Here is a 21,010-nt window from a genome sequence, read left to right as displayed (position 1 = left end):
ACGCTCCTGTTTAATCATGTGATTCAATCACTAACAATTGGCCAGGTAAGCGTTGTCTTAGCCATAAATAATGCAACAAACCTAAGCCAAGCAAACTAAAACCAATTAATAACCATAATCGACTAGCTGTACCGGTTTGTGGCAATACTTGCGACGACTGAGCAGCATTTAAACCATGGGGCATATGCGGTTGTAACTGCACATCTATAGGATTATCAATCAATGGATTAACCGGAGTGACATCCACAGCAACTAAACTGGTTTGGCTGGTCACTAAGTGATACAACAAGCCTAATGCTTCAACTTGCTTATTGACGCGATCTCGGCTGGCATTGTCTTTATAAAGCTCAAGTGATGTTATTTGTGCATTTGCCCATAATAAATCGATGCCCTTAGCAGCCTGGTTTTCTTCAAAATCAAGTTGTTGCTGCCAATATTGACCATTAATATTGCCAGACACTATGATGGGCTGTTGTTGGTGTGACGCCGATTTAATGCTTACCCAAAGTGGTTCATTTTGGTATAAATCGCTAATAGTCGTCGGCCAATAATCCGGTACGCTGCCATCAAGATAATACAAGCCAATATTGGTCAACACGGGTTGTTCAATTTTATTAAGTAATTGTTCAATTTTTTGCTGCACTTCAGACTCATTGCCAATGTAGGTAAATGTCCCTCGCCCCATTGTTGCCGCCCGACGCATAAAATCTGAGTTAGGCGCAGAGCCAATACCGACCGTGAATAATCGGCTGGCACCCAACTGATCGTTAATAAGCTGATACAACTCATGTTCATTGCCAACGGCACCGTCTGTCATAAAAATCACTTGGCGCAACATATCACTGCGTGTATCGGTTTGATCTGAATCTTGCTGTACGCTATACACCAGCGCAGTTTGTAATGCACTGCGCATTTCGGTGCCGCCGTCGGCCTCTAATGACTGAATAAATCGGTTTGCTTTACCAATATTACGGCTATTAGCAGGCAATGGCGTTGCAGATAAAAGGGTTACGTCACTATTAAATTCAATAATATTAAAGCTGTCGATGTCACGCAGTCCTGCAAGGGCAAATTGCAATGCTTGCTTAGCTTGAGTGATTGACTGTCCAGACATAGAACCAGAGGTATCGATGACTAAAATTAGCTCGCGGGCAATAAGGTGTTGCTCGCTGACTTCCACACTCGGCGGCATTAACATCAAGAGTGAGTACATATTATTATCAACGGGGTTAGGCTGTCGTTGTGCTGTCTGTTCACGTTCAATACTATTGTCTTTCACATGGGTTTTACCGGTTTGATAAAATGTCGCCGCTTGTGGTACTGCGCCAACATTAGCTTGCCATTGCAGCACAAAATCACGGTCGGCAATTTGTTTGCTGGCAAAGTTCACACTGTAATGATTGCCTACATTAGATTGCTTAATCGGATGATAAAGACTGTTTAATGACGTTAGTTCAAAACCAGCATCAATGTTCACCTGCATCTTCACATTTAGTTCAGGCCTGACGTGTTTAACAGTCGTCGCCGTATTAGCGCTCGATGGCATGGCCAATTGCGGTTGCTCGGTAGTGCGCTCAGCTTGCGGGTTATAACGCGGTGTTATTGCTAATGGAAAACGTAAGCTAAATAGCCCATCACGATACTCAACCTTTTGTTGATAACTAATTTCCACCACGAGTTGTTCATGTGGTCCTAAATTGGCCACATCTGAAGTAAACAAGTTGCGTCGTTGTTGCTGTAACAAACTCGCTTGTTTACCTTGTTTTTTGGCGGTTTCAAACGTTTGTAATGCTTGTTTTTTAGGTTGAATTTGTCCGGCGATGACTTTGTCGCCAATGCGTAATTTCATACTATCGACCGCAGCCGTTTCCGGTAACGGAAATAAGTATCGTCCATTAACCCATTGATCGGAGTCATTGATAAACACTTGCTTAACCGTGACCCGATTGAGTAATCCCGACACATCCATGCTCACTTGTGTATCTAGCGCAAAAGCTTGTATCACTTGATTTTGTTGAAAATACTCTAATGTGCCTTGGGTGATATCGTCATCTTGATAGCCAGACGGAGATGCAAATGCCGTTGTGATACTGGCATAAACGACAAACAACAAACCGAAACACAACAATTTACCAATATAATTAACAGACAAACGTGAGATCAAAAACAACGGGCGCATACTCGCTCCTTACCCATTTAGGCTACAACATCAATGTTTACGCCTAGATGGGTAATATCAAAACAAAAAGGAAAATCGACGGGTAGATTTAGTTAGCAGCAAGTTCAGCACCGGGTGCCAATAACTTGAGCGTAACGCGACGGTCAAAAAAGTCGTTTTCAAAATTTTGTTCTTGATGCATTGGCAACGTTGAACCATAAGCCTGTCCGTGCAAACGCTCACGAGCAATACCTTGTGCAGCTAGGTATTGGGTCACTTCAGCTAAACGCTGTTCAGACAAGGCTTGGTTGAAATCATTATCACCACGGCGATCGGCATAGCCCGTTAAATCAATGGTTAATTCTGGTGACAAGCTCATCATGTAAGCCACATTATCTAACTGTTGTTCAAATAACGGCTCAATATGGCTCGATCCGGTTTTAAACTGTACATTCATCCCAATGGTTAATTCATTAAGTATTTGTTGTTGATTCGCATTTTGTTCTGCCAAGCTAGACTGTAATTGATAATACTTATCCGACACTTGCTCCAATGACTGCTGCTTAGTGGTCAGAGCCATTAATTGCTCATTGGTTTGAGTTAATTGTTGCTCTTGCTCCACCAATTGTTGTTTCTGGACGGTGAGCTCTGCTTCATCACCAACTGATTTACCAATAAAGGTGCCCGTAAATGCACCAATAATGGCACCAACAGGCCCAGCAATGACTGCGCCAAGTAAAATGCCCGAGCTCAAACCCACTAACTCTTCAGTATGTTCTCGTTCTTCGGGCAAGTCAGTGTCATTGGCCCAGCTGACGTTTGAAATCATCATGGTAGAAATAATTGTTGCTGCGATAAGTTGCTTTTTCATAAAGAGTCCCGTTTAGCGGTTAGTTAAAAAATGATAGTTATCATCAATACATGAGTTAATGCGTTGCTGATTAACTCTATGTCGCTATTAAACACTTCATTGGTGGCTTTATTGGGGAGCAAAAATGGCAATGTGGCGATCAAATGTGGCAACAATATGGCAATTGCCGTCAACGGCTTTTTTGGACCATAAAATCCTGTATAGTCAGCCATGTACCCATTTATCAACTTATTAATTGAAATCATCCCATGAAACGAATTGCCATTGTTGAAGACGAAACCGCTATCCGCGAAAACTACAAAGATGTTCTGCAACAGCATGGTTATAGTGTCCAAGCCTATGCCAACCGCCCAGCAGCCATGCTCGCCTTTAATGCACGCTTACCTGACTTAGCCATTATTGATATTGGCTTAGAGCATGAAATTGATGGTGGATTTACCCTATGCCAAGCACTTAGGGCGATGTCGAGCGGCTTACCTATTATTTTTTTAACCGCCAGAGACAGCGACTTTGACACTGTGTGTGGCCTACGTTTAGGTGCCGATGACTACTTAACTAAAGATGTCAGCTTTCCTCACTTAATGGCCCGTATTGCAGCCTTATTTCGCCGCTCTGAATTAATCGGTTCAAGTGCCATTGAAGACAACTTACTCGAACGCGGTCACCTCACTATTGATGGCAACCGTATTCAGGTGTATTGGAAATCGCTCCCAATAGAACTCACCGTCACCGAATTTTGGATGGTACATGCCATGGCAAAACACCCAGGACATGTACGCAGTCGACAAGATTTAATGCAAGAAGCTAAAATTTACGTCGACGACAGCACTATTACTTCTCACGTAAAACGCATCCGTAAAAAGTTTATCGCCATCGACACCGAGTTTGACTGTATCGATACCGTTTATGGCATGGGTTACCGCTGGGACAATATCTAACAGATGAATTTACCGATAGGGCTACGAGCCAAAGTTGTCATTTTGTCGCTGTTTTTACTCTGTCTACCTTGGCTGGGGTATGAATATGTGTGGGAAATGGAAAAGTACTTACGTTATGGCCAAGAAAAAACCCTTGAAGGCACCACTCAAGCTCTTGCGACTGCCTTGCATGAACGGCCTAAATTATTTGACAACCAAGCCAGTTTTTTAAAGCAAGTAGAAAAAGGCCGTGACTTATATGCCTACCCCCTAGCAGGGCCTATTCAACTGGACGGTAAACTGAGTGACTGGGACTTATACCGACATCGCACCCTTAACTATTCTGACGAACATGTTATTTATCAACGTAATAAAGCCGACCCTGCCAATATCAGCTTTAGCCATATGGTGGGCAAATACGGCGGCTATTTATACGGCTTTTTTAAGGTCAATGATCCAAGCCTAATTTTTCGTAACCGTAAAAGCTTACGAATTGATAGAAACGATCACTTAGTTATGGCAACTCAATCACCAGACGGTCAGTTTAGGCGTTATATTGTTGCCAATACTAAAAGTGGTTGGCTCAGTGCATTTGAACTACCCGCTGATCCAAGCCAATCAATGCCTGTTACTCCTGAGTCACGTATTCAAGGCCAGTGGTTAAAAACAGATAAGGGATACAATATTGAATTCAGGCTGCCGCTCGAAATGGTAGGCAGCAAATTAGGTTTTGCCATTCATAATGTTAACGATAGCAAAACACGGCAATTAGTGAATGTCATCGGTACATCGGCCACCGACTCAGTAGCCAGTTTAGGCACGGTATTAGTGCCCTCGCCTGAAATTGAAAATATCATTAAAGGCATGAGCCACAACAGTTCACGTATTTGGGTGGTCGATAATCATGGCCGCGTACTGGCAAAATCTGGTGATATTCGTTCATCGTCCAACACCTGGGCAGATGATATTGAGGTCAATCAACCGGACTCATTGTGGTTGCACTTTAAGCAACAATATATTCTGCCCTTGTACTACAAAATATTGACTCGTCCGCCACAAGACTTTATCGATTCGCTGCAAGACTCAACCGAACTGACTGGCAGCCACATTGAAAAAGCCTTAAGTGGCAAACAAGGCTCTACATGGCGCTTAACGCCAGACAACAAAGCTGTAGTATTAGCCGCTGCAAGCCCAATATGGATTGACGATAAAGTCATGGGAGTGGTTATTGCAGAAGAAACCACTCATGGCATTCGCAGCCTGCGTAACCGCGCACTGGAAAAACTCTTTAACGTTATTTTGACCATTATGAGCATGGGCACATTAGCCTTGTTTATTTTTGCATCGAGTATTTCAAGCCGCATCCGTAGCCTACGCGATCAAGCTGAATTAGCCATCGACAGCCAGGGCCGCGTAAGACAACAAATTGTGGCATCCAAAAATCGAGATGAAATCGGTGACTTGTCACGTAGCTTTTCTAGCATTGTCAGCCGCTTAGGGCAATATACTCATTATTTAGAAAACATGTCATCACGTTTATCGCACGAACTTCGTACCCCTGTAGCCGTGGTGCGTAGCTCACTTGAACATTTAGGCTTACAACAACTGGATGAGCAATCACAAAAGTATGTCAGCCGCGCCCAAGAAGGTGTGAGTCGCTTGCATCTTATTTTAAACAACTTAAGCGAAGCAACTCGTCTCGAAGCCAGTTTAACCCAAGCTGAAAGCTGTCGTTTTTCATTAAAGAAAGTGATTAGCGGTTGCATGCAAGGCTATCAAATGACTTATCCAGATCAGCTCTTTAGCATCCACATTGAAGATAAAGCCATGTATTGCGACGGTGTACCAGAATACATCGCCCAGTTAATGGATAAGTTAATCAACAACGCAATTGAGTTTCATCAGCCCAGCAGCGCCATTACAGTCAGCCTAACCCAGTATCAAAAACAAGCGATATTAACCGTCAGTAACATTGGTCCTTTATTGCCAAAAGACATGAACAGCCAGATTTTTGAATCGATGGTGTCAATCAGGCCTCAAGGCATTAATGGTAAGCCACATCTAGGATTAGGCTTGTATATTGCGAGACTAATCAGTGATTTTCATCATGGCACCATTAAAGCGACTAACATGGCAAAAAATGGGGTCGAGGGAGTTGAAATAAGCCTCAGTTTACCGCTCAGTGATGAAAAATAGTCAAGCTTGCCAAATAGGCACTTTTATTTAAACAACTTGGTGCTAGGATGACACAAGGATTAAATCTCTTACCGCAGCGCATTTAGTCATATTGTTAAAGCCTTAACACCGCTTATATTAATAGTATGAACTCTGCCCAACATTGGAAATATTTACATGAGCAAAGACGATAAGTTAGCCACCCAAATTGTTAGCGTTGGCCGCGAAAAAAAGTTCACTAAAGGCATTATCAATCCGCCCGTATTCAGAGCTTCGACAGTGGTGTTTGACACCATGGACGAGATGCGTTTTGCGATAAAAAACAAAACCAATGGGGAAATGTTTTATGGTCGTCGTGGCACCCCTACTCATTTCTCATTCCAGCAAGCCATAAGCGAACTTGAAGGAGGTGCCGGCACCGCATTGTACCCTTCTGGTGCGGGCGCGATCAGTAGCGCTCTATTGTCATTTTTAAAAAGTGGCGATCATTTATTGATGGTCGACACAGCATACGAACCCACCCGCGACTTATGCAATAAAATGCTCGCAGGTTTTGGCATCGAAACCACCTATTACGACCCGATGATTGGCGAAGGCATTCGCGAATTAATTCGTCCTAACACCAAGGTATTATTTTTAGAATCACCAGGTTCAATCACCATGGAAGTGCAGGATGTACCGACGCTTAGCCGTATCGCTCACGAACATAATGTCATTGTAATGCTAGATAATACCTGGGCATCACCGATTAATTCTCACCCATTTGATATGGGTGTCGACATTTCCATTCAAGCCGCCACCAAGTACATTGTCGGCCATTCAGATGTAATGATGGGTACCGCCACTGCCAATGAACAGCATTGGGAGCAACTGCGCGAAAACAGTTACTTAATGGGTCAAACAACCTCACCGGATGACGTTTATTTAGCTGCGCGAGGCTTACGTACCTTAGGAGTTCGTATGGCACAGCATAATAAAAATGCTTTAAAGGTAGCCAATTGGTTAGCCAGCCGCCCTGAAGTAGATCATGTCCGTCATCCTGCATTTGATACTTGCCCAGGTCACGCGTTTTTTAAACGCGATTTTAGTAGTGGTAATGGTTTGTTCTCGTTTGTACTTAAGCAAGGCGACTTATCCGCTACCACTGCTTTTGTAGAAAACATGAATCATTTTAAAATGGGCTTTTCTTGGGGGGGATTCGAAAGCTTGATTTTAGCCGTGTCTGGTATTAACAATATCCGCACTGCCACCCAATGGGATAGCAGCAAACCATTAATACGCTTACATATTGGACTTGAAGATACTGACGATTTAATTGCCGATCTTGATGCGGCCTTTAGTCGATATAATGCAATATTACAGAAATAGCCATTACTCACTATTGACGGTAAAATCTGTACACTGTTTCAAAAAAACGTTTATGAAATATTCACATTAAAAGGAAATAAATGAATATCATCAAATTGGTCATACTCAGCCTGTGCCTTAGCATAGGCTATTATGCATTAAGTATCATGGCAATCGGCCAGTCTGCTGCTGGCAACTTATTGTGGCGATTAAATAGCAGTGAATATCCATTGCTATCTCACCTTGCGCAGAACTTTATTGGTATCGGCTTAGCCGCGTTAATTCCTGCGTTTATAGTGAAAAGTTACGAGCCTGCAAGACAATGGATAGCCATTACGATTGTGATTTTAGGTGCCATGTTATTGCACGGCAATATTCATTACATGCCATGGGATCCTATGGGCATTGTGAGGTTTATAAACAACACCTTGTTCTACGGTGATATCGGGGCGAAAGTGCTATTTTTCTATATATTACTGTTGCCTATACTGTGGTTGTTATTACTTAAACGCATGGCACGTATTTAAAAAATCCGAATTTGAGCGCTAAAAAAAGCAAGTTGAACATACTTTGTTAGTTAAGATGACCAACAATCTAAGCCCTGAGTCGTTATCGCCTCAGGGCTTTTTATTATCAATAATAATAATTTAAACAATGGCTGAACATACTTGGTGATGTCGCCCACCAAATGTAAATACTCAACCAATGAAATGTTATCTCACTCTTTTCGGTCTTATTAAGTACACCAGCATTTGCCAACTAGAGTATGACTATGTGTAGCACACCAAAAACCAATCTAGCCGCTGCCACACCTAAAGTTCCTTTTCGGAGCTTTATGGCAAGTATGACATTGGCACAAAGACAACAGTTCGCCGAAGTCGCGAACCGTGCTGATGAAAGGCGAAAAATAAGAGAAGATCGACTCAAAGGTCAATCTAATAGCAAAAATGCAGCAAGTACATCAAACACGACAGGAATCCAAAACAGGCCATTGATGAAAAAACTGCTTCAATTTTGTAAGCAACACATTGTGATATAAGCCAATATGCCGTTAATGGCTAAACGGCTTAATCCAGATTAGTCTTCTAGTACTGAAATGAAAATTCTGTCTGCATTCCACAGTTCAATTATCTTTCGAGTCTTTTTTGAGTTCCAAAAGCATTTTCCAAATAGAATAATTCCCGCACCTTCTAGCTGACGCCCTTCCGATACATTAAAGCGTTCTAATATTGCGGATTTATATTTAGAGATAGGAATGCCAACATCATTACAATCAGATGGGTTTAACCAATCAAGTTCTTTATCTAGATGTGAAATCGTACCCCAATACATTTTAGGCTTTGCTTCTTTGGCATTAGCACTTGGCTCAGCCTCGGCAAAGTTAACAAATAAATTCTTGGCTTTGAATTTGTAACCAGTATCAAGCTCAATCAGGGTACTCGATTCAGCTAAATCGCTGCCACGCATTAAGCTATTGAGTATTTTCTCCAGCCCTAATACTTTGACCTTGGTTTGTTCAATATTGCTAGTGTGTTTGCCACTTGTATTAGCGTTTTTTGTGGGAGGTGTTGAGGTTGATCTCGGGGCAACAGTTTGCGCCTCTGCGATTGACGTTTTGCTGTTTAACAACATGAAATCAATGCTAATAACATCAGCATCAGAAATGACTTTATTCACTTCTACACTATGCCGAGTCTCACGGTCTCGTTGAGTTGAAGGATGGCCTTCATCGCATCCTGCAATATGATATCGAGAGCCAAAACACGCCGCTTTACCGTCTGAGCTTCTCTTACGATAGTAAGCTTTTCCTTCGCACTCAGGGCATTGTAAAAACTGCCTAAATTTTTCAATTTCAGTTTCAGGTAACACCTGAAATTTCAAAATTGAAAAAGTGTGCCTTTCACCACCATAAGTACAAACAGCATCAATCATTTAATATCCACATCTTCTTTAAAAGCGTACCTTTAACATTAGTGATAAAGGTACTTTTAACCCCTACAGAACAATAGCAAGTTATTAATAGGAATACTATTTTACAATAATGCTAATCGCTGTCGCAGACTTTATAGGTTGAGCTAAACACGCCAGAAATAGCGTCGATTTAGACCATTGGCTCCATCAGGGCGTAGGTATGTGCAGACTAATGCCATCGTTACATTACGAAGCAAATAAACGAGTTAAATGGGCTTTATAACGGCTCGTATCGCTTTCAATATCTGGATTCTTAATCACATCATTACTCGTAAAGGTTTCAAGTTGTGACATACCTAAAAACTGATGCGCTTTGTGCATAGCCAAATAAACCCCATCAACACCAACACCTTCAAAGAACTGGTTCGGATCGGTAAAGGCTTCTACAGGCGCGTTCCACGTAACGCTAAGCATGTATTGTTTGCCTTGTATTAGCCCAGCAGAGCCATATTTGTGCTCGGCATTTTTACGGGTGAGTCCGTCACTTTGATACAGACGACCATGGCCAATGGTAAATACTTCATCAATATATTTTTTAACAATCCACGGTGCGCCCATCCACCAAGCAGGTGTTTGTTGAACTATGCTGCCGTAAGCTCACTAATTGAGTTAGTAAATAATTAAAATCTCATCGATTTATTAGAGCAGCGAACCGATATTGCCATTCGAATAGGTGAACTTAAAGACTCGACGTTAACAGCATCTCCACTGGGGTTAAGTCAAATTAGGATCTTAGCTAGCTTTGATTACTTAGCTAAACACGGTACACCAACAACCGTCGAAGATTTAACGCAACATCAGTTATTAGGTTTCAGCTAGTTAGAAAAGTTAAATCATTGGCCGATTTACGATGCATTTAATAACCTGCTGCATATTCAAACCAATATTAAAGCCGACAGTGGAGAAACGTTAAGGCAGCTCGCGTTGTGCGGTGCGGTGCGGGAATTGTGTGCTTATCAGACTTTACACAACAAGATATTAAAGCAGGACGCTTGGTGCAGTTATTCACGACTACTACACTCAAAATTGAACAACCTATAAATATTGTTTATTACCGAAATAAAGAGCTGTCAAAGAGGGTCAGCTCGTTTATTGAGTTCATGAAACAAGCGGTCAAATCCTAAAAAACGATTCAATTATTATGTTGAGGGAATATTGGGGATATTTTTGCTAATAGGTATTTTGCTAATGGTCATTAATACCGACATGCTGATTTTTTACTATTAAGTCGTTAGGTAACTTCCATCCGCTATGACTTCCTCAACGTTACACGAAATAACTTTCTTGGTAACGAACCTTCTTCGAATTCATCAACGGAAACCAATTCATACCCTTTAGCTAATTGTCTTACCTTTTCTTTTGAGAAAAAATGCACAATAAAACCGCCAACTTCATACATATCCTCTCCTATACGGGTTCCTGTTCCATAATCAGAATCTCCAGTATGCCTTACTGTGTATATGTTAAGCCCGCTCGGCTTTAACACTCGTTTTATCTCACTTGAGAGAAACTCAAGCTCATTGGTCGTTAATGCCATGCAATAAAGCATATGGGAAAAACAAGCATCAAATGAGTCATTTTCATAAGGAAGTGGATTTCTGATATCATGACATCTCGCGGTGACCAATTGAGAAAGCGCATTATTTTCTGCTTTTTTTGTTATAGCATGCACACCTGACTGGCAATAATCTAGCACCTGAACACAAATACCATTTTCGGCAAAGAACATGGTATCTCGCCCCTGACCACCGCCAATTTCAAGGACATTAGTTTTACCTTCTTTTTTAAATATTTCTACAGCTTTTACAGCCGCATCACTTGGGGATTCTCCAAACATATTGGGTTTACCGGAAAATATACTTTCCCAGTGTTGTTCTTGCTTGTTTAGATGTTCTACATCCAAATTCGTGTTTACCATTTTTCTATTTGTCACAAAAAGCCTCCTTTCATGTGTTCAAATTTATTCTTCGATATTCCGCCTTTGGCGTAATGTGTAGAAGAAACTCAATGCTGATTACGAATCTTTTGACATGAAGTGATATTGTTTAGAACCTTTATACCAATCCTTATTAGAATATGATCTATTTTAGGCTGCGTCACTAGGCCCAGTACAATGAAAATGACTGTAGGTGTAGTCTTCTACATCAAAGTCATTTGAAGCAGTAATGGGGGTTGTGACACTGCCCCGAAGGGCGAATTTATCAGAGTGGTCTTCTTTGTTAGCCTTTCTTAACGTACGACTGCATGGATGCAGGAGGTAGAGCAACGCAGGAGCAGTTGCCGAGAACGACTATGTCTTCAAAAGGCTGCCTCGAATACCTCTCTGATAATTTTCGCTAAAAGAGCAAATTCTAATGCGGATTGGTATTAGTTATATTACAGCGAACGACATATTTAAATCCTTTCTCATCTGCTCTGTGAGCAATAGCGCTTTATCTTTGGTTCCCTCACTAGGGTGCCTTCAGGCTTTCATTAGCAAGCTTCGTATTTCTGAAGTATGACGAGTACAATATTGTGGCAAAATGAAATTGTACACCGACATGAAATCAATGAGCCTTAAGATAAAACGGTGTGAAAAGTGTTGTAACGACTCACTTTGCCTACCTAAAAGCGCACCTTATTTTATCGTTACATTATCACTGGCCGTTACAACAAAATAAATCAGAAATAAATCAAGCCAGCCATTGTAAGACAATGACAGTTGCCAACCAGAAGCGTTGGCATGACTGATTATAATGTTATTAAAAGGGATCTCGTTACATGCGGCAGAGGGAGCAACTAAAGAAACTAAAGACGAGTTGCACCAAATTGCTGAAATTGTCGTTGACGGGGTCCTCGGTCAACATGTGAATGAGGTTTAGTCGGATTTGCTCGGCTGCGCCTCATATCTATGTCAAATATAGTGGTTATTCTTAGGACGTCAGTAATAGCTCTTATGAATCTCGCAATTCTCGACGTAAGATCTTTCCTACATTTGATTTTGGCAATTCATCTCTAAATTCGATTATCCTTGGGTTTTTATAACCGGTAAGATATTTTCTACAATGTTTTTTTATTTCATCAACGGTCACATTACCTTTGCGTACAATAAATAATTTAACTTTTTCTCCTGTAGCGTCATCAGGAATGCCAATGGCCGCAGCTTCGATGATGTGAGGGTGAAGTGTTGCAACTTCTTCAATTTCAGTTGGAAAAACATTAAATCCCGAAACGAGAATCATATCTTTTTTACGGTCTTCAATATAAAAAATCCCATCGTCATCCATTCTTCCTATATCGCCAGAGCTTAACCAACCTCCGGCATGCGTTACAATATTGGTTTCGGCTTCTTGTTGCCAATAGCCTTTCATCACTTGGGGCCCTCTAATTTGGATTTCACCAATTTGGTTAGGACCTAAAGGTTCATTTTTTTCATTAACGATACGGAGTTCAGTGCTGGGTAAAGGGACACCAATTGAAGAAATAAATGATTGTTGTTGATGAGTACCTGCAGCGACCACTGGGGAACATTCAGTTAAACCATAACCTTCTATTACTGGCATTCCAGTGAGCTCTTGCCAACGATCAGCAATATGTTTCTGCGTCGGCATTCCACCTGCAATAGTAAAACGAGCGTGACTAAAATCTAATTTTTGAAAACCAGCATGATTGTTTAGACCATTAAAAAGTGTATTTAAACCAAAAACCATTGTGAATGGATATTTACTTAAATCTGCTACGAAACCATCTATATCTCTTGGGTTGGTAATGAGTAAATTCGTTGCACCGAGAAAGAGCATAAACATCATACTTACTGAGTTGGCAAAAATATGATAAAGCGGAAGTGGGGTTACTGCATATTCCTTATCATATAAGGTTCTTGGGCTAAAATGAGCATGAACCTGTAGAACGTTAGAAATAATATTACTATGAGTAAGCATTGCCCCTTTCGAAGGACCCGTCGTTCCACCTGTATATTGGAGGTATGCTAAATCATCTACTGTTATTTGGGGATCAATAAAGGGAAGTTTCTTGCCTTCGGTTAACGCTCTACGCAATGATATAGCGTCGGGAATATGATATTTAGGCACTATTTTTTTGACATGTTTGATAAGAAAGTTAACCAATGTACGCTTATGAATCGCTAACTCATCGCCGATTTTGGTTAAAATAACATGCTTAATATTAGTCTCATGCAGTATTTGCTGAAGGTTATTACCAAAATTTGTTACGGCAACAATAGCACTGGCCCCTGAATCTCGTAATTGATGTTTTAGCTCTCGAGGGGTATAAAGTGGATTAACATTGACAATAATGAGTCCTGCTTTTAATGCTCCTAAAATAGTGATGGGATATTGCAATAAATTAGGCATCATCAAGGCGATTCGCTCACCTTTTTTCATTTTTAGTTCAGATTGTAGATAAGCAGCAAAAGCGTTACTTTTACTTTCGAGATCTTGGTAGGATAAGCTATGCCCCATATTAATATATGCTGCTTTTTTAGCATGCGCACTAAAAGACTCTTTAAATAAATCATTGATATTATTATACATACTTGAGTCTATTTTTGTGGGCACATCCTCAGGATATTGTTTTAACCACGGTTTATCATTTGTCATTATAGCCATCATTAATGTTGTTGTTTAAACACCACTATTGTAAATTAATTTACCTAATTAGTATAAAAATAATAGGCTTAATCCAATGAATTAACTACTGTTCTAGGGGGTTAGCAGTAGCAAATTTCTCGGAGTGTGACTCGTCCCTGCTTTTATCGCTTTTCCGGTTAACTTTATCGTTCTTCAACAATGAAAAAAGCATTCAGCGACTGCATTATCATGACAGTTTCTACTGTGTATTGTGACTTAATGAAACTGTACACCGATATGAAGTCAATGAGCCTTAAGAAAAAATAGTGTAAAAAGTATTGTAACGACTCACTTTGCCGACCTAAAAGCGCACCTTGTTTTATCGTTACATCATCACCGGCCGTTATAAGGTACTTAGCACAGGATGATTAGACTTGTTATTCAAAACACCAACGCCATTTGTTATCAGCGATATCACTGCATCATGTTGATGTTAAGCATGTATTTACGTTGAAATAAAAAAACGAGATTGGCATGCTAGAGCCAATCCCGTTTTCAGTTTTTAATGCTTAGTGCTTGTTACTTATTGCTTAGCACTGGCGTACGTGGAGGAATAACGCGTTTGCTGCCAGTGGCCTCAAATGCACCTGCAAAACGAAGCAAGTCGTTGTCATTATAAGCGCGGCCTGCAAAAGTTAAACCTACTGGCATGCCAATATCAGCCATAACGCCCATTGGTACAGTCACAGTCGGAACACCTAAGTGGCGAATAGCAAGGTTACCGTTGGCAACCCAAACACCATTACTCCACGCAATATCGGCAGATGCTGGATTAACCTGCGCATCTGCTGGCCCCAGATCTGCCACTGTAGGGAACAGCACTGCATCAAGTTTTAACTCATCCATCCAGTCTTCCAGATCCAGTTTGCGTGTCTTTTCTAAGCCGCGCAGACCGTCTGGTATACTGTCTATTTGGTTATACGACTTAAGCCCTCTTTTGGCCATGTTGACGTACTCATCCATGCCAGCAGCAAGGTCGCCCTCACGATTGGGCAAGGTGCCAAGATCATGCGGGAAAATCAAATGCCCGTTGACGTCTGCCAGTTTGTTCAGTTTAGGATCATTATTGGCACGCAAGAACTCATCTAAAGCCCAACCTGATAGAGCCCATAGTTCATCGTCGAGAAACTCAGGTGTGACGATGCCGCGATTAAACACGGTCGGCGCACCAGGGCGGTCACCTTCACAGTTAGAAACCAGCGGAAAGTCCACTTCAATGACTTCAGCTCCGGCAGATTCCAGCGCTGTGCGTGCGGCTTCCCATAGGTCGATAACTGACGCACGAGTATTAATGCGCTGACCAGTCGGGCCGCCGATGCCAGGGTTTTCGCTGGTGCCAGCTAATTCATCTTTATTAATGTACATGCGCGGCACCCCAAAACGCTTGCCTTTAAGCGTGTCAGCTTGAGCGGCAAGATCCAGATAAGATTTTGGACGCACGGTTGATGCTTTTGGGATCTCTACCCAAGGTTGCAAACGCCATAAATCGCCGCGAGTAATAGGGTCGTCAGCCACGATAACGTCAAGTACTTCTAACATGTCTGCCATAGTACGAGTGTAAGGCACCACAACATCCATGGTCGGTGTTAACGGCCAGTTGCCGCGAACAGAAATGACCCCACGTGATGGAGTATAAGCACACAGGCCGTTGTTCGATGCTGGTCCACGACCGCTCGACCATGTCTCTTCGGCTAAGCCAAAAGCAGAATAACTTGCCGCGGTCCCCGTTCCAGCACCATTGGAAGAACCAGAGGCGAAAGGAGCAGTAAGGTAATTAGCATTATAAGGACTTTCAGCACGACCGTAATGACCGCGTTGCATACCACCATTGGCCATAGGTGGCATGTTGGTTTTCCCTATGCATATGGCACCGGCTTTACGCAGCTGCTCAACGGCAAATGCATCGTATTGAGCAACCAAATCTTTAAATGCTGGGCTACCAGAAGCCGCAGTCAGTCCCTTAACGAGGTAACTATCTTTAGTAGTGTAAGGAATGCCATCGAGTGGGCTCAGTATTTCACCACGAGCTCGGCGCGCATCAGAAGCCTCGGCCTCCTTCAACACATCTTGATTGCGAACCACTAATGCATTCAACTTGGTGTCTGTCGCTGGGCCGTCGTAAGTATCAATCCGTGCTAAATACGACTTCACCAGTTCAACTGCTGTGGTGCGACCCGATTCAAGCGCGGCACGCAGTTCGGAAATAGAAATCTCAGTGACTTCGAACATGTTACGACCTCTTAATTGAAAGACAATTGTGTTGCAACAACAGTGACATAAATAGTCACTGTGTTCTCGTTAGTTTTTATTTACTGCCCAGCGGGAATTTGTTGGGTAATACAATGGATATTACCCCCACCTAATAAAATCTCACGGGCAGGCACACCGACAATCTCATACTCAGGGAAAATTTCCTGCAATTTTTGTGCAGCAATATCGTCGGTTGCCGGGTCGAGTAACGGGAAAATAATACGATTATTGGTAATTAAAAAGTTTGCATAAGAACCCGCTAAGCGTTCACCAGCGGTGCGTGGAACACCAGTTCCTTCTACTACACCTTGCGCTTCTTCTTCTGTGCAATACAAAGGGCCTGGCTGAGGTAATAAATGGACTTTTAACTTACGCCCTTGTGCATCAACAGTATTTTGCAAAACATCCAACGCGGCTTTTGAACGAGGATACTGCGGATCGGTTTGTTCGTCAGTCCAATGTAAAACCACTTCGCCTGGGCGAGCAAAACAGCAAATATTATCAATGTGCCCGTCGGTTTCGTCCATGAACACGCCGTCTGGTAACCAGATAAACTGCTGCACATTTAAATATTCAGACAATAATGCTTCTATCTGTTCACGAGTCAAATCTGGGTTACGGTTGCTGTTAAGCAAACATTCAGCCGTAGTCATGCAGGTGCCTTCACCGTCGACATGAATAGAACCACCTTCAAGAATAAGCGGAGCCTGATAACGCTCAAAACCATGTTGCGCGAGCATCTGTTGTGCTACTTGCTCGTCCTTATCCCATGGAGAATACAAACCACCGTTATTACCCCCCCAGGCATTAAAGCCCCAGTCAACACCACGGCATTCACCCTTGGCATTGACAACTACTGAAGGTCCGGTATCGCGAGCCCAGCAATCGTTGCTATCTATTTCGACTAAGGTAACGTGAGAAGGCATGACCGTCTTGGCTTGTACCAAAAAGGCCTTGGGTACACCCATATAAACGGGGGTAACAGCACCAATGGCATCGGCCACTGTAGCAAATGTCGCCTGAGCATAAGCTCCTGCAGAGCGCCAGTTATCGGGACGATATGGCCAAAGCATCCACACAGCTTGCTGCGGCGCCCATTCGGCCGGCATGCTAAAACCATCTTGGGATGGTTTAGTCGTTAACTGCGTGGCATCCACATTCACGTTTGTCATGAGTTTTGTCTCCGGTAATGCTGAAAAACTATAAGGGAGTGCGCCCTAACATAGGACCACAGAATATAAATACGCCTAACATTAATCAAATGAATAAATCGAATTACCACATTCATCATGCGGAGCGTTAGGCCGTAATTGCCACGTCTACACTAATTGAGTTTTAGCTTCGATGAAATATCACTGTATATCATATCATTTAAGACTGCTTGCGCTAAAGAATTGAATACAGGGCGTAGATTGTAGATGATAGATGATAATATAATCTAATCCCGTTTATAATAAGACTTATCAGCGATTAGTGGCGGTAGGAAAACCAAAGAAAGTGGCTATTATTGCCTGTATCAGGAAGATGGCCATGTTATTGCACTCTGTGTTAAATAGCACTGCCTAATATCGTCTTACTAAACACATCAGCTTTTTGTTGTTATAGTAAGGTTTAACCCATTTTGGCAGGCTTGCCCATTACAGCGGTTTACTTCGTTTAGTATGATGCTCAATAAAAGGTGTAACGATTTTTTGCACTAAATCTTTGAATTCAGCTAGTTGCTCTAACGTAGGTTCTTCACCTTCTTTTACAATCCAATTATTTTTAACCTGTTCGTATGCCTGTTCTATAACTCTTGCCAGTTCATTTTCAAAAGCTTTCTGCTGGCCTGTTGGTATCACTTTATTGACTGCTTCAATATGTTTTTCTACTGTATATGCTTTGTAATTATACGCATCTTCAATATCTTGCGGTGATAGTTCAAGCTTGCAATCTAGCTGAAGTTGCTTCCCTGTCATTGGATTTATGGCATACATATTTTCAAAATGATCGCCTTTGTATGATGAAGATAAACTCAGCACCATTTTGTAAATACCGAATAACTCCACATAACCGAGAATCTGCCTAGTTTCGGGTTTACCTATTACATAAACACAGTGAAGCGGGACACTAGTTGGTCTATTCACAATGATGTCTTTGATGTAGTAAAAGCCATAGCAAGCTCCATTGTCTGGATTTTTAAGGTAAGAAATAGCATGCTCACAACTCAAATGACTAACACCAGCTTCAACTGCTAAGCTAAGTGCAGATTTTACAATAGACCTGCCAACATCATGCCCTCCAATAGACAAATTAATATCTATTGGGTCATCATCGTATGTTCTAATCATTGATACTTGTTCTAATAGGGGCTCAATATCTATACTTGGATACTCTGATTTAGCACGTTGAATTAACTGCTTTGCTTGCTTTGTTGTTTTTGCTTCGATATTGATATCAACACCTAACTCATTAGATATTGTTGAGTATGAATGTTCAGCTAAAGTAAGCTTACCATCATGATGTAAATCGTAACTCTTACCTGATTTAGATTGAACTCTTGTTGGTGGAGGATTTTTACGGTCACGCTTAATACTAAAAAACACACTCAATGGATTAAGCTGCCTTGCTAATGCTGACTCCCATTTATCACCAGATTTTTTATTACAAGGATCACATATAAAACCGTTAACGGTTTTAAACCCGCCTATCGAATTTGGTAAAACATGTTCATTTGAGTCATTTTTAGCGGTGATTAAATCGTCACATAAAGCACAAATATGGTTCGTCATTCAGTTAATTCCAAAGTAGTCCATTAAACAAATAAACCTAGCCACCCATTTTAATTATGGATTAACATAACGCCTTTTCACTTTGATTGCGATAGCCCTAACTAAGATTCAAATGTAAAAATTGACTGAAAATCATCAATAAACTGAGCGAGTTGGGGGAAAAGCAAGCAATACTGCAGATTCAAAGCAGCACTAGTGGCTGGATATCAATCAAGCTGGATATGAGATTATTGTTGTAGTTTGTATTTTAAACGTTAACGCTTAAGCACATAACCAACGCTGGCAGTTTGATACACCTTGTCGTCGCTTTGGTTCTAGATGCTCAAATATTCTGTTAAGGCTGGTAACGCCCCGACAGCACCTTTAAATAATACATCAAACTCAGTGGTGATTTTAGCCAGTTCTCGGCGGGAATATTGAGTTTATTGAGAATATCTTGACTACTGGCACTAATGACACCGCGCTTATCTTCTCGAATAATACGACCCGTATCTTCCACAAGCACGATATAGTCTTTTACACTAAACATCAGTCCATTTGGCATATCTAGCCGTTCATTACCGACAAAAGGCAGTAACGCTTTGGGTTGTTCACCTTTTATCGCTGAACATATTCGACGTTTAACGCTGGTGTAATCAGAGATTTCGGGGTATTGGCCATTTTGGCGCGAATTGGATTCAAATCGACATAAGCCATGCAACTTAACACGGCAGCCTCATCTAATAATAACTGTTAAAAGAAACAATATATTGATGTTAAAAGGGCCAAACACAACTCTGAACCAGATGCGGTTGAAGACTCTTTACAAAAGAATGCTTGAATCTATTCACATCAGGGCGGCTGGGCTAATTTTTTATAAAGAGTAAAGTCGGAACAGGGTTGGTTTCCTCTTGTTTTGGTGTGGTTGAAGCGCCACGACGTTAGTGGCCGCAACCATATTCAATAACCACTACAAACCAGAAAATCTAGCTGATACTTAACCTTAATCACTAAACAGGCATTTTTTATATTTAATCGTTGTTTTCTGAAATGAATTAGCATTAGATATCACTAGGTTGTATTAGAAGGAAGAAATGACTGAATGAAAAATATTATTTGCGATATAGATGGTGTGTTACTGCACGACAACAAGCTCATTCCCGGAAGTGACAAATTTATTCACCGCATACTTGAACAAGGTAATCCGCTAGTTATTCTCACAAATTACCCAGTACAAACCGGCATAGACTTACAAAATCGACTCGGTGCTGCAGGCATTAATGTGCCAGAAACCTGTTTTTATACATCAGCCATGGCCACTGCAGATTTTCTTAAACACCAAACCGGCAATAAAGCCTATGTTATCGGTGAAGGAGCCCTAACTCACGAACTCTATAATGCAGGTTTTACCATCACTGATATAAATCCAGACTTTGTGATTGTTGGCGAGACTCGGTCTTACAACTGGGACATGATCCATAAAGCATCTCGCTTTGTTGCTGGCGGCGCACGCTTTATTGCCACCAACCCAGACACTAATGGCCCTGCTTATAGCCCCTCTTGTGGCGCATTATGTGCTCCAATTGAACGCATAACAGGTAAAAAGCCTTTTTATGTGGGTAAACCGAGTTCATGGATTATCCGTTCGGCCCTAAATCATATTCAGGGGCACTCTGAAGATACTGTGATTATTGGCGACAATATGCGTACTGATATTTTGGCTGGCTTTCAAGCGGGTCTGGAAACCATTCTGGTAACCAGTGGTGTAAGCCAATTAACCGATATCGACAAAGAACCTTTCAGACCAAACCACGTGTTTGCCTGTGCGGGTGATATCGACGTCGTATAATCAATATTTGTTGATTTCTCGCTTGTTAATTAACACATTTTTCAAGACAAATTTACATTAGGTAACACAATTCCAAGCCAGTGACCTTGTTTTC

Annotated in this window: 17 protein-coding genes and 2 pseudogenes; 8 read left to right on the top strand and 11 right to left on the bottom strand. The window is 41.6% G+C overall.

Annotated elements, in window-relative coordinates; all coding sequences use genetic code 11:
* Window positions 1–10: 10 nt before the first annotated feature.
* The 3 genes from ABIS04_RS07890 to ABIS04_RS07880 form a co-directional block, all read right to left on the bottom strand.
* Window positions 11–2,179: a marine proteobacterial sortase target protein gene (locus tag ABIS04_RS07890; RefSeq protein ID WP_350433109.1), complete on the bottom strand. Its 2,169-nt coding sequence runs from the start codon at window positions 2,177–2,179 to the stop codon at window positions 11–13.
* 88 nt (window positions 2,180–2,267) lie between these two features.
* A complete protein-coding gene (gene pdsO, locus ABIS04_RS07885) occupies window positions 2,268–3,029 on the bottom strand; it encodes a sortase-associated OmpA-like protein PdsO (RefSeq protein WP_350433108.1) in 762 nt (253 codons plus the stop codon).
* Window positions 3,030–3,052: 23 nt separating this feature from the next.
* On the bottom strand, window positions 3,053–3,241 hold the full coding sequence (locus tag ABIS04_RS07880) for a hypothetical protein (protein WP_350433107.1): 189 nt from the start codon (window positions 3,239–3,241) through the stop codon (window positions 3,053–3,055).
* Window positions 3,242–3,277: 36 nt separating this feature from the next.
* Here ABIS04_RS07880 and pdsR point away from each other — a divergent pair, with 36 nt between their 5' ends.
* From pdsR to ABIS04_RS07860, 4 genes are all read left to right on the top strand, one after another.
* Complete coding sequence (gene pdsR, locus ABIS04_RS07875; RefSeq protein WP_140233985.1) at window positions 3,278–3,967, top strand: proteobacterial dedicated sortase system response regulator; 690 nt, start codon at window positions 3,278–3,280, stop codon at window positions 3,965–3,967.
* A gap of 3 nt (window positions 3,968–3,970) precedes the next feature.
* Window positions 3,971–6,142, top strand: a complete 2,172-nt coding sequence (gene pdsS / locus ABIS04_RS07870; RefSeq protein ID WP_350433106.1) for a proteobacterial dedicated sortase system histidine kinase — start codon at window positions 3,971–3,973, stop codon at window positions 6,140–6,142.
* 156 nt (window positions 6,143–6,298) lie between these two features.
* Complete coding sequence (locus tag ABIS04_RS07865) at window positions 6,299–7,489, top strand: cystathionine beta-lyase (RefSeq protein WP_350433105.1); 1,191 nt, start codon at window positions 6,299–6,301, stop codon at window positions 7,487–7,489.
* An 80-nt stretch (window positions 7,490–7,569) separates the two neighbouring features.
* A complete protein-coding gene (locus ABIS04_RS07860) occupies window positions 7,570–7,995 on the top strand; it encodes a hypothetical protein (protein ID WP_350433104.1) in 426 nt (141 codons plus the stop codon).
* A 550-nt stretch (window positions 7,996–8,545) separates the two neighbouring features.
* Here the strand turns inward: ABIS04_RS07860 and ABIS04_RS07855 are convergent.
* Complete coding sequence (locus ABIS04_RS07855) at window positions 8,546–9,400, bottom strand: hypothetical protein (protein WP_350433103.1); 855 nt, start codon at window positions 9,398–9,400, stop codon at window positions 8,546–8,548.
* Window positions 9,401–9,625: 225 nt separating this feature from the next.
* Window positions 9,626–10,024, bottom strand: coding sequence for an NAD(P)H-dependent oxidoreductase (locus ABIS04_RS07850; RefSeq protein WP_350433407.1), 399 nt, complete (start codon window positions 10,022–10,024; stop codon window positions 9,626–9,628).
* 45 nt (window positions 10,025–10,069) lie between these two features.
* On the opposite strand from ABIS04_RS07850, the gene ABIS04_RS07845 reads away from it, so the two are divergent.
* Window positions 10,070–10,258 carry a LysR substrate-binding domain-containing protein gene (locus ABIS04_RS07845; RefSeq protein ID WP_350433406.1) on the top strand — a complete coding sequence of 63 codons (189 nt, stop codon included), beginning with the start codon at window positions 10,070–10,072 and terminating at the stop codon, window positions 10,256–10,258.
* A 107-nt stretch (window positions 10,259–10,365) separates the two neighbouring features.
* Window positions 10,366–10,563 carry a hypothetical protein gene (locus tag ABIS04_RS07840; RefSeq protein WP_350433102.1) on the top strand — a complete coding sequence of 66 codons (198 nt, stop codon included), beginning with the start codon at window positions 10,366–10,368 and terminating at the stop codon, window positions 10,561–10,563.
* Window positions 10,564–10,688: 125 nt separating this feature from the next.
* Here the strand turns inward: ABIS04_RS07840 and ABIS04_RS07835 are convergent, their stop codons facing one another.
* The 4 genes from ABIS04_RS07835 to aguA form a co-directional block, all read right to left on the bottom strand.
* A complete protein-coding gene (locus tag ABIS04_RS07835; protein WP_350433101.1) occupies window positions 10,689–11,372 on the bottom strand; it encodes a class I SAM-dependent methyltransferase in 684 nt (227 codons plus the stop codon).
* Between the two features lie 1,000 nt (window positions 11,373–12,372).
* Entirely contained in the window at window positions 12,373–14,049 is a 1,677-nt protein-coding gene (locus tag ABIS04_RS07830) for an AMP-binding protein (RefSeq protein WP_350433100.1), read from the bottom strand.
* Window positions 14,050–14,586: 537 nt separating this feature from the next.
* Window positions 14,587–16,296 carry an amidase gene (locus ABIS04_RS07825; protein ID WP_350433099.1) on the bottom strand — a complete coding sequence of 570 codons (1,710 nt, stop codon included), beginning with the start codon at window positions 16,294–16,296 and terminating at the stop codon, window positions 14,587–14,589.
* A gap of 80 nt (window positions 16,297–16,376) precedes the next feature.
* Window positions 16,377–17,489 carry an agmatine deiminase gene (gene aguA, locus ABIS04_RS07820; protein ID WP_350433098.1) on the bottom strand — a complete coding sequence of 371 codons (1,113 nt, stop codon included), beginning with the start codon at window positions 17,487–17,489 and terminating at the stop codon, window positions 16,377–16,379.
* Window positions 17,490–17,754: 265 nt separating this feature from the next.
* On the opposite strand from aguA, the pseudogene ABIS04_RS07815 reads away from it, so the two are divergent.
* A pseudogene (locus tag ABIS04_RS07815) lies at window positions 17,755–17,883 on the top strand (IS110 family transposase); the annotation flags it as partial.
* A gap of 71 nt (window positions 17,884–17,954) precedes the next feature.
* Here the strand turns inward: ABIS04_RS07815 and ABIS04_RS07810 are convergent.
* On the bottom strand, window positions 17,955–19,088 hold the full coding sequence (locus ABIS04_RS07810; RefSeq protein ID WP_350433097.1) for an HNH endonuclease: 1,134 nt from the start codon (window positions 19,086–19,088) through the stop codon (window positions 17,955–17,957).
* Window positions 19,089–19,349: 261 nt separating this feature from the next.
* Window positions 19,350–19,820, bottom strand: a pseudogene (locus ABIS04_RS07805) (transposase); the annotation flags it as partial.
* 349 nt (window positions 19,821–20,169) lie between these two features.
* On the opposite strand from ABIS04_RS07805, the gene ABIS04_RS07800 reads away from it, so the two are divergent.
* Window positions 20,170–20,916, top strand: a complete 747-nt coding sequence (locus tag ABIS04_RS07800; RefSeq protein ID WP_350433096.1) for an HAD-IIA family hydrolase — start codon at window positions 20,170–20,172, stop codon at window positions 20,914–20,916.
* The last annotated feature ends 94 nt before the right edge of the window (window positions 20,917–21,010 follow it).

Origin of the sequence: Shewanella sp. H8 (genome assembly GCF_040285065.1) — a bacterium.
GTDB lineage: Bacteria > Pseudomonadota > Gammaproteobacteria > Enterobacterales > Shewanellaceae > Shewanella > Shewanella polaris.
The sequence above is the reverse complement of the archived record's forward strand: the minus strand, read 5'-3'. Positions and strand labels throughout refer to the sequence as shown.

Coding starts and splice junctions, on each gene's coding strand:
- ABIS04_RS07890 (WP_350433109.1), bottom strand. CDS start 2,179: ATGCGCCCGTTGTTTTTGATCTCACGTTTGTCTGTTAATTATATTGGT.
- pdsO (WP_350433108.1), bottom strand. CDS start 3,029: ATGAAAAAGCAACTTATCGCAGCAACAATTATTTCTACCATGATGATT.
- ABIS04_RS07880 (WP_350433107.1), bottom strand. CDS start 3,241: ATGGCTGACTATACAGGATTTTATGGTCCAAAAAAGCCGTTGACGGCA.
- pdsR (WP_140233985.1), top strand. CDS start 3,278: ATGAAACGAATTGCCATTGTTGAAGACGAAACCGCTATCCGCGAAAAC.
- pdsS (WP_350433106.1), top strand. CDS start 3,971: ATGAATTTACCGATAGGGCTACGAGCCAAAGTTGTCATTTTGTCGCTG.
- ABIS04_RS07865 (WP_350433105.1), top strand. CDS start 6,299: ATGAGCAAAGACGATAAGTTAGCCACCCAAATTGTTAGCGTTGGCCGC.
- ABIS04_RS07860 (WP_350433104.1), top strand. CDS start 7,570: ATGAATATCATCAAATTGGTCATACTCAGCCTGTGCCTTAGCATAGGC.
- ABIS04_RS07855 (WP_350433103.1), bottom strand. CDS start 9,400: ATGATTGATGCTGTTTGTACTTATGGTGGTGAAAGGCACACTTTTTCA.
- ABIS04_RS07830 (WP_350433100.1), bottom strand. CDS start 14,049: ATGATGGCTATAATGACAAATGATAAACCGTGGTTAAAACAATATCCT.
- ABIS04_RS07825 (WP_350433099.1), bottom strand. CDS start 16,296: ATGTTCGAAGTCACTGAGATTTCTATTTCCGAACTGCGTGCCGCGCTT.
- aguA (WP_350433098.1), bottom strand. CDS start 17,489: ATGACAAACGTGAATGTGGATGCCACGCAGTTAACGACTAAACCATCC.
- ABIS04_RS07810 (WP_350433097.1), bottom strand. CDS start 19,088: ATGACGAACCATATTTGTGCTTTATGTGACGATTTAATCACCGCTAAA.
- ABIS04_RS07800 (WP_350433096.1), top strand. CDS start 20,170: ATGAAAAATATTATTTGCGATATAGATGGTGTGTTACTGCACGACAAC.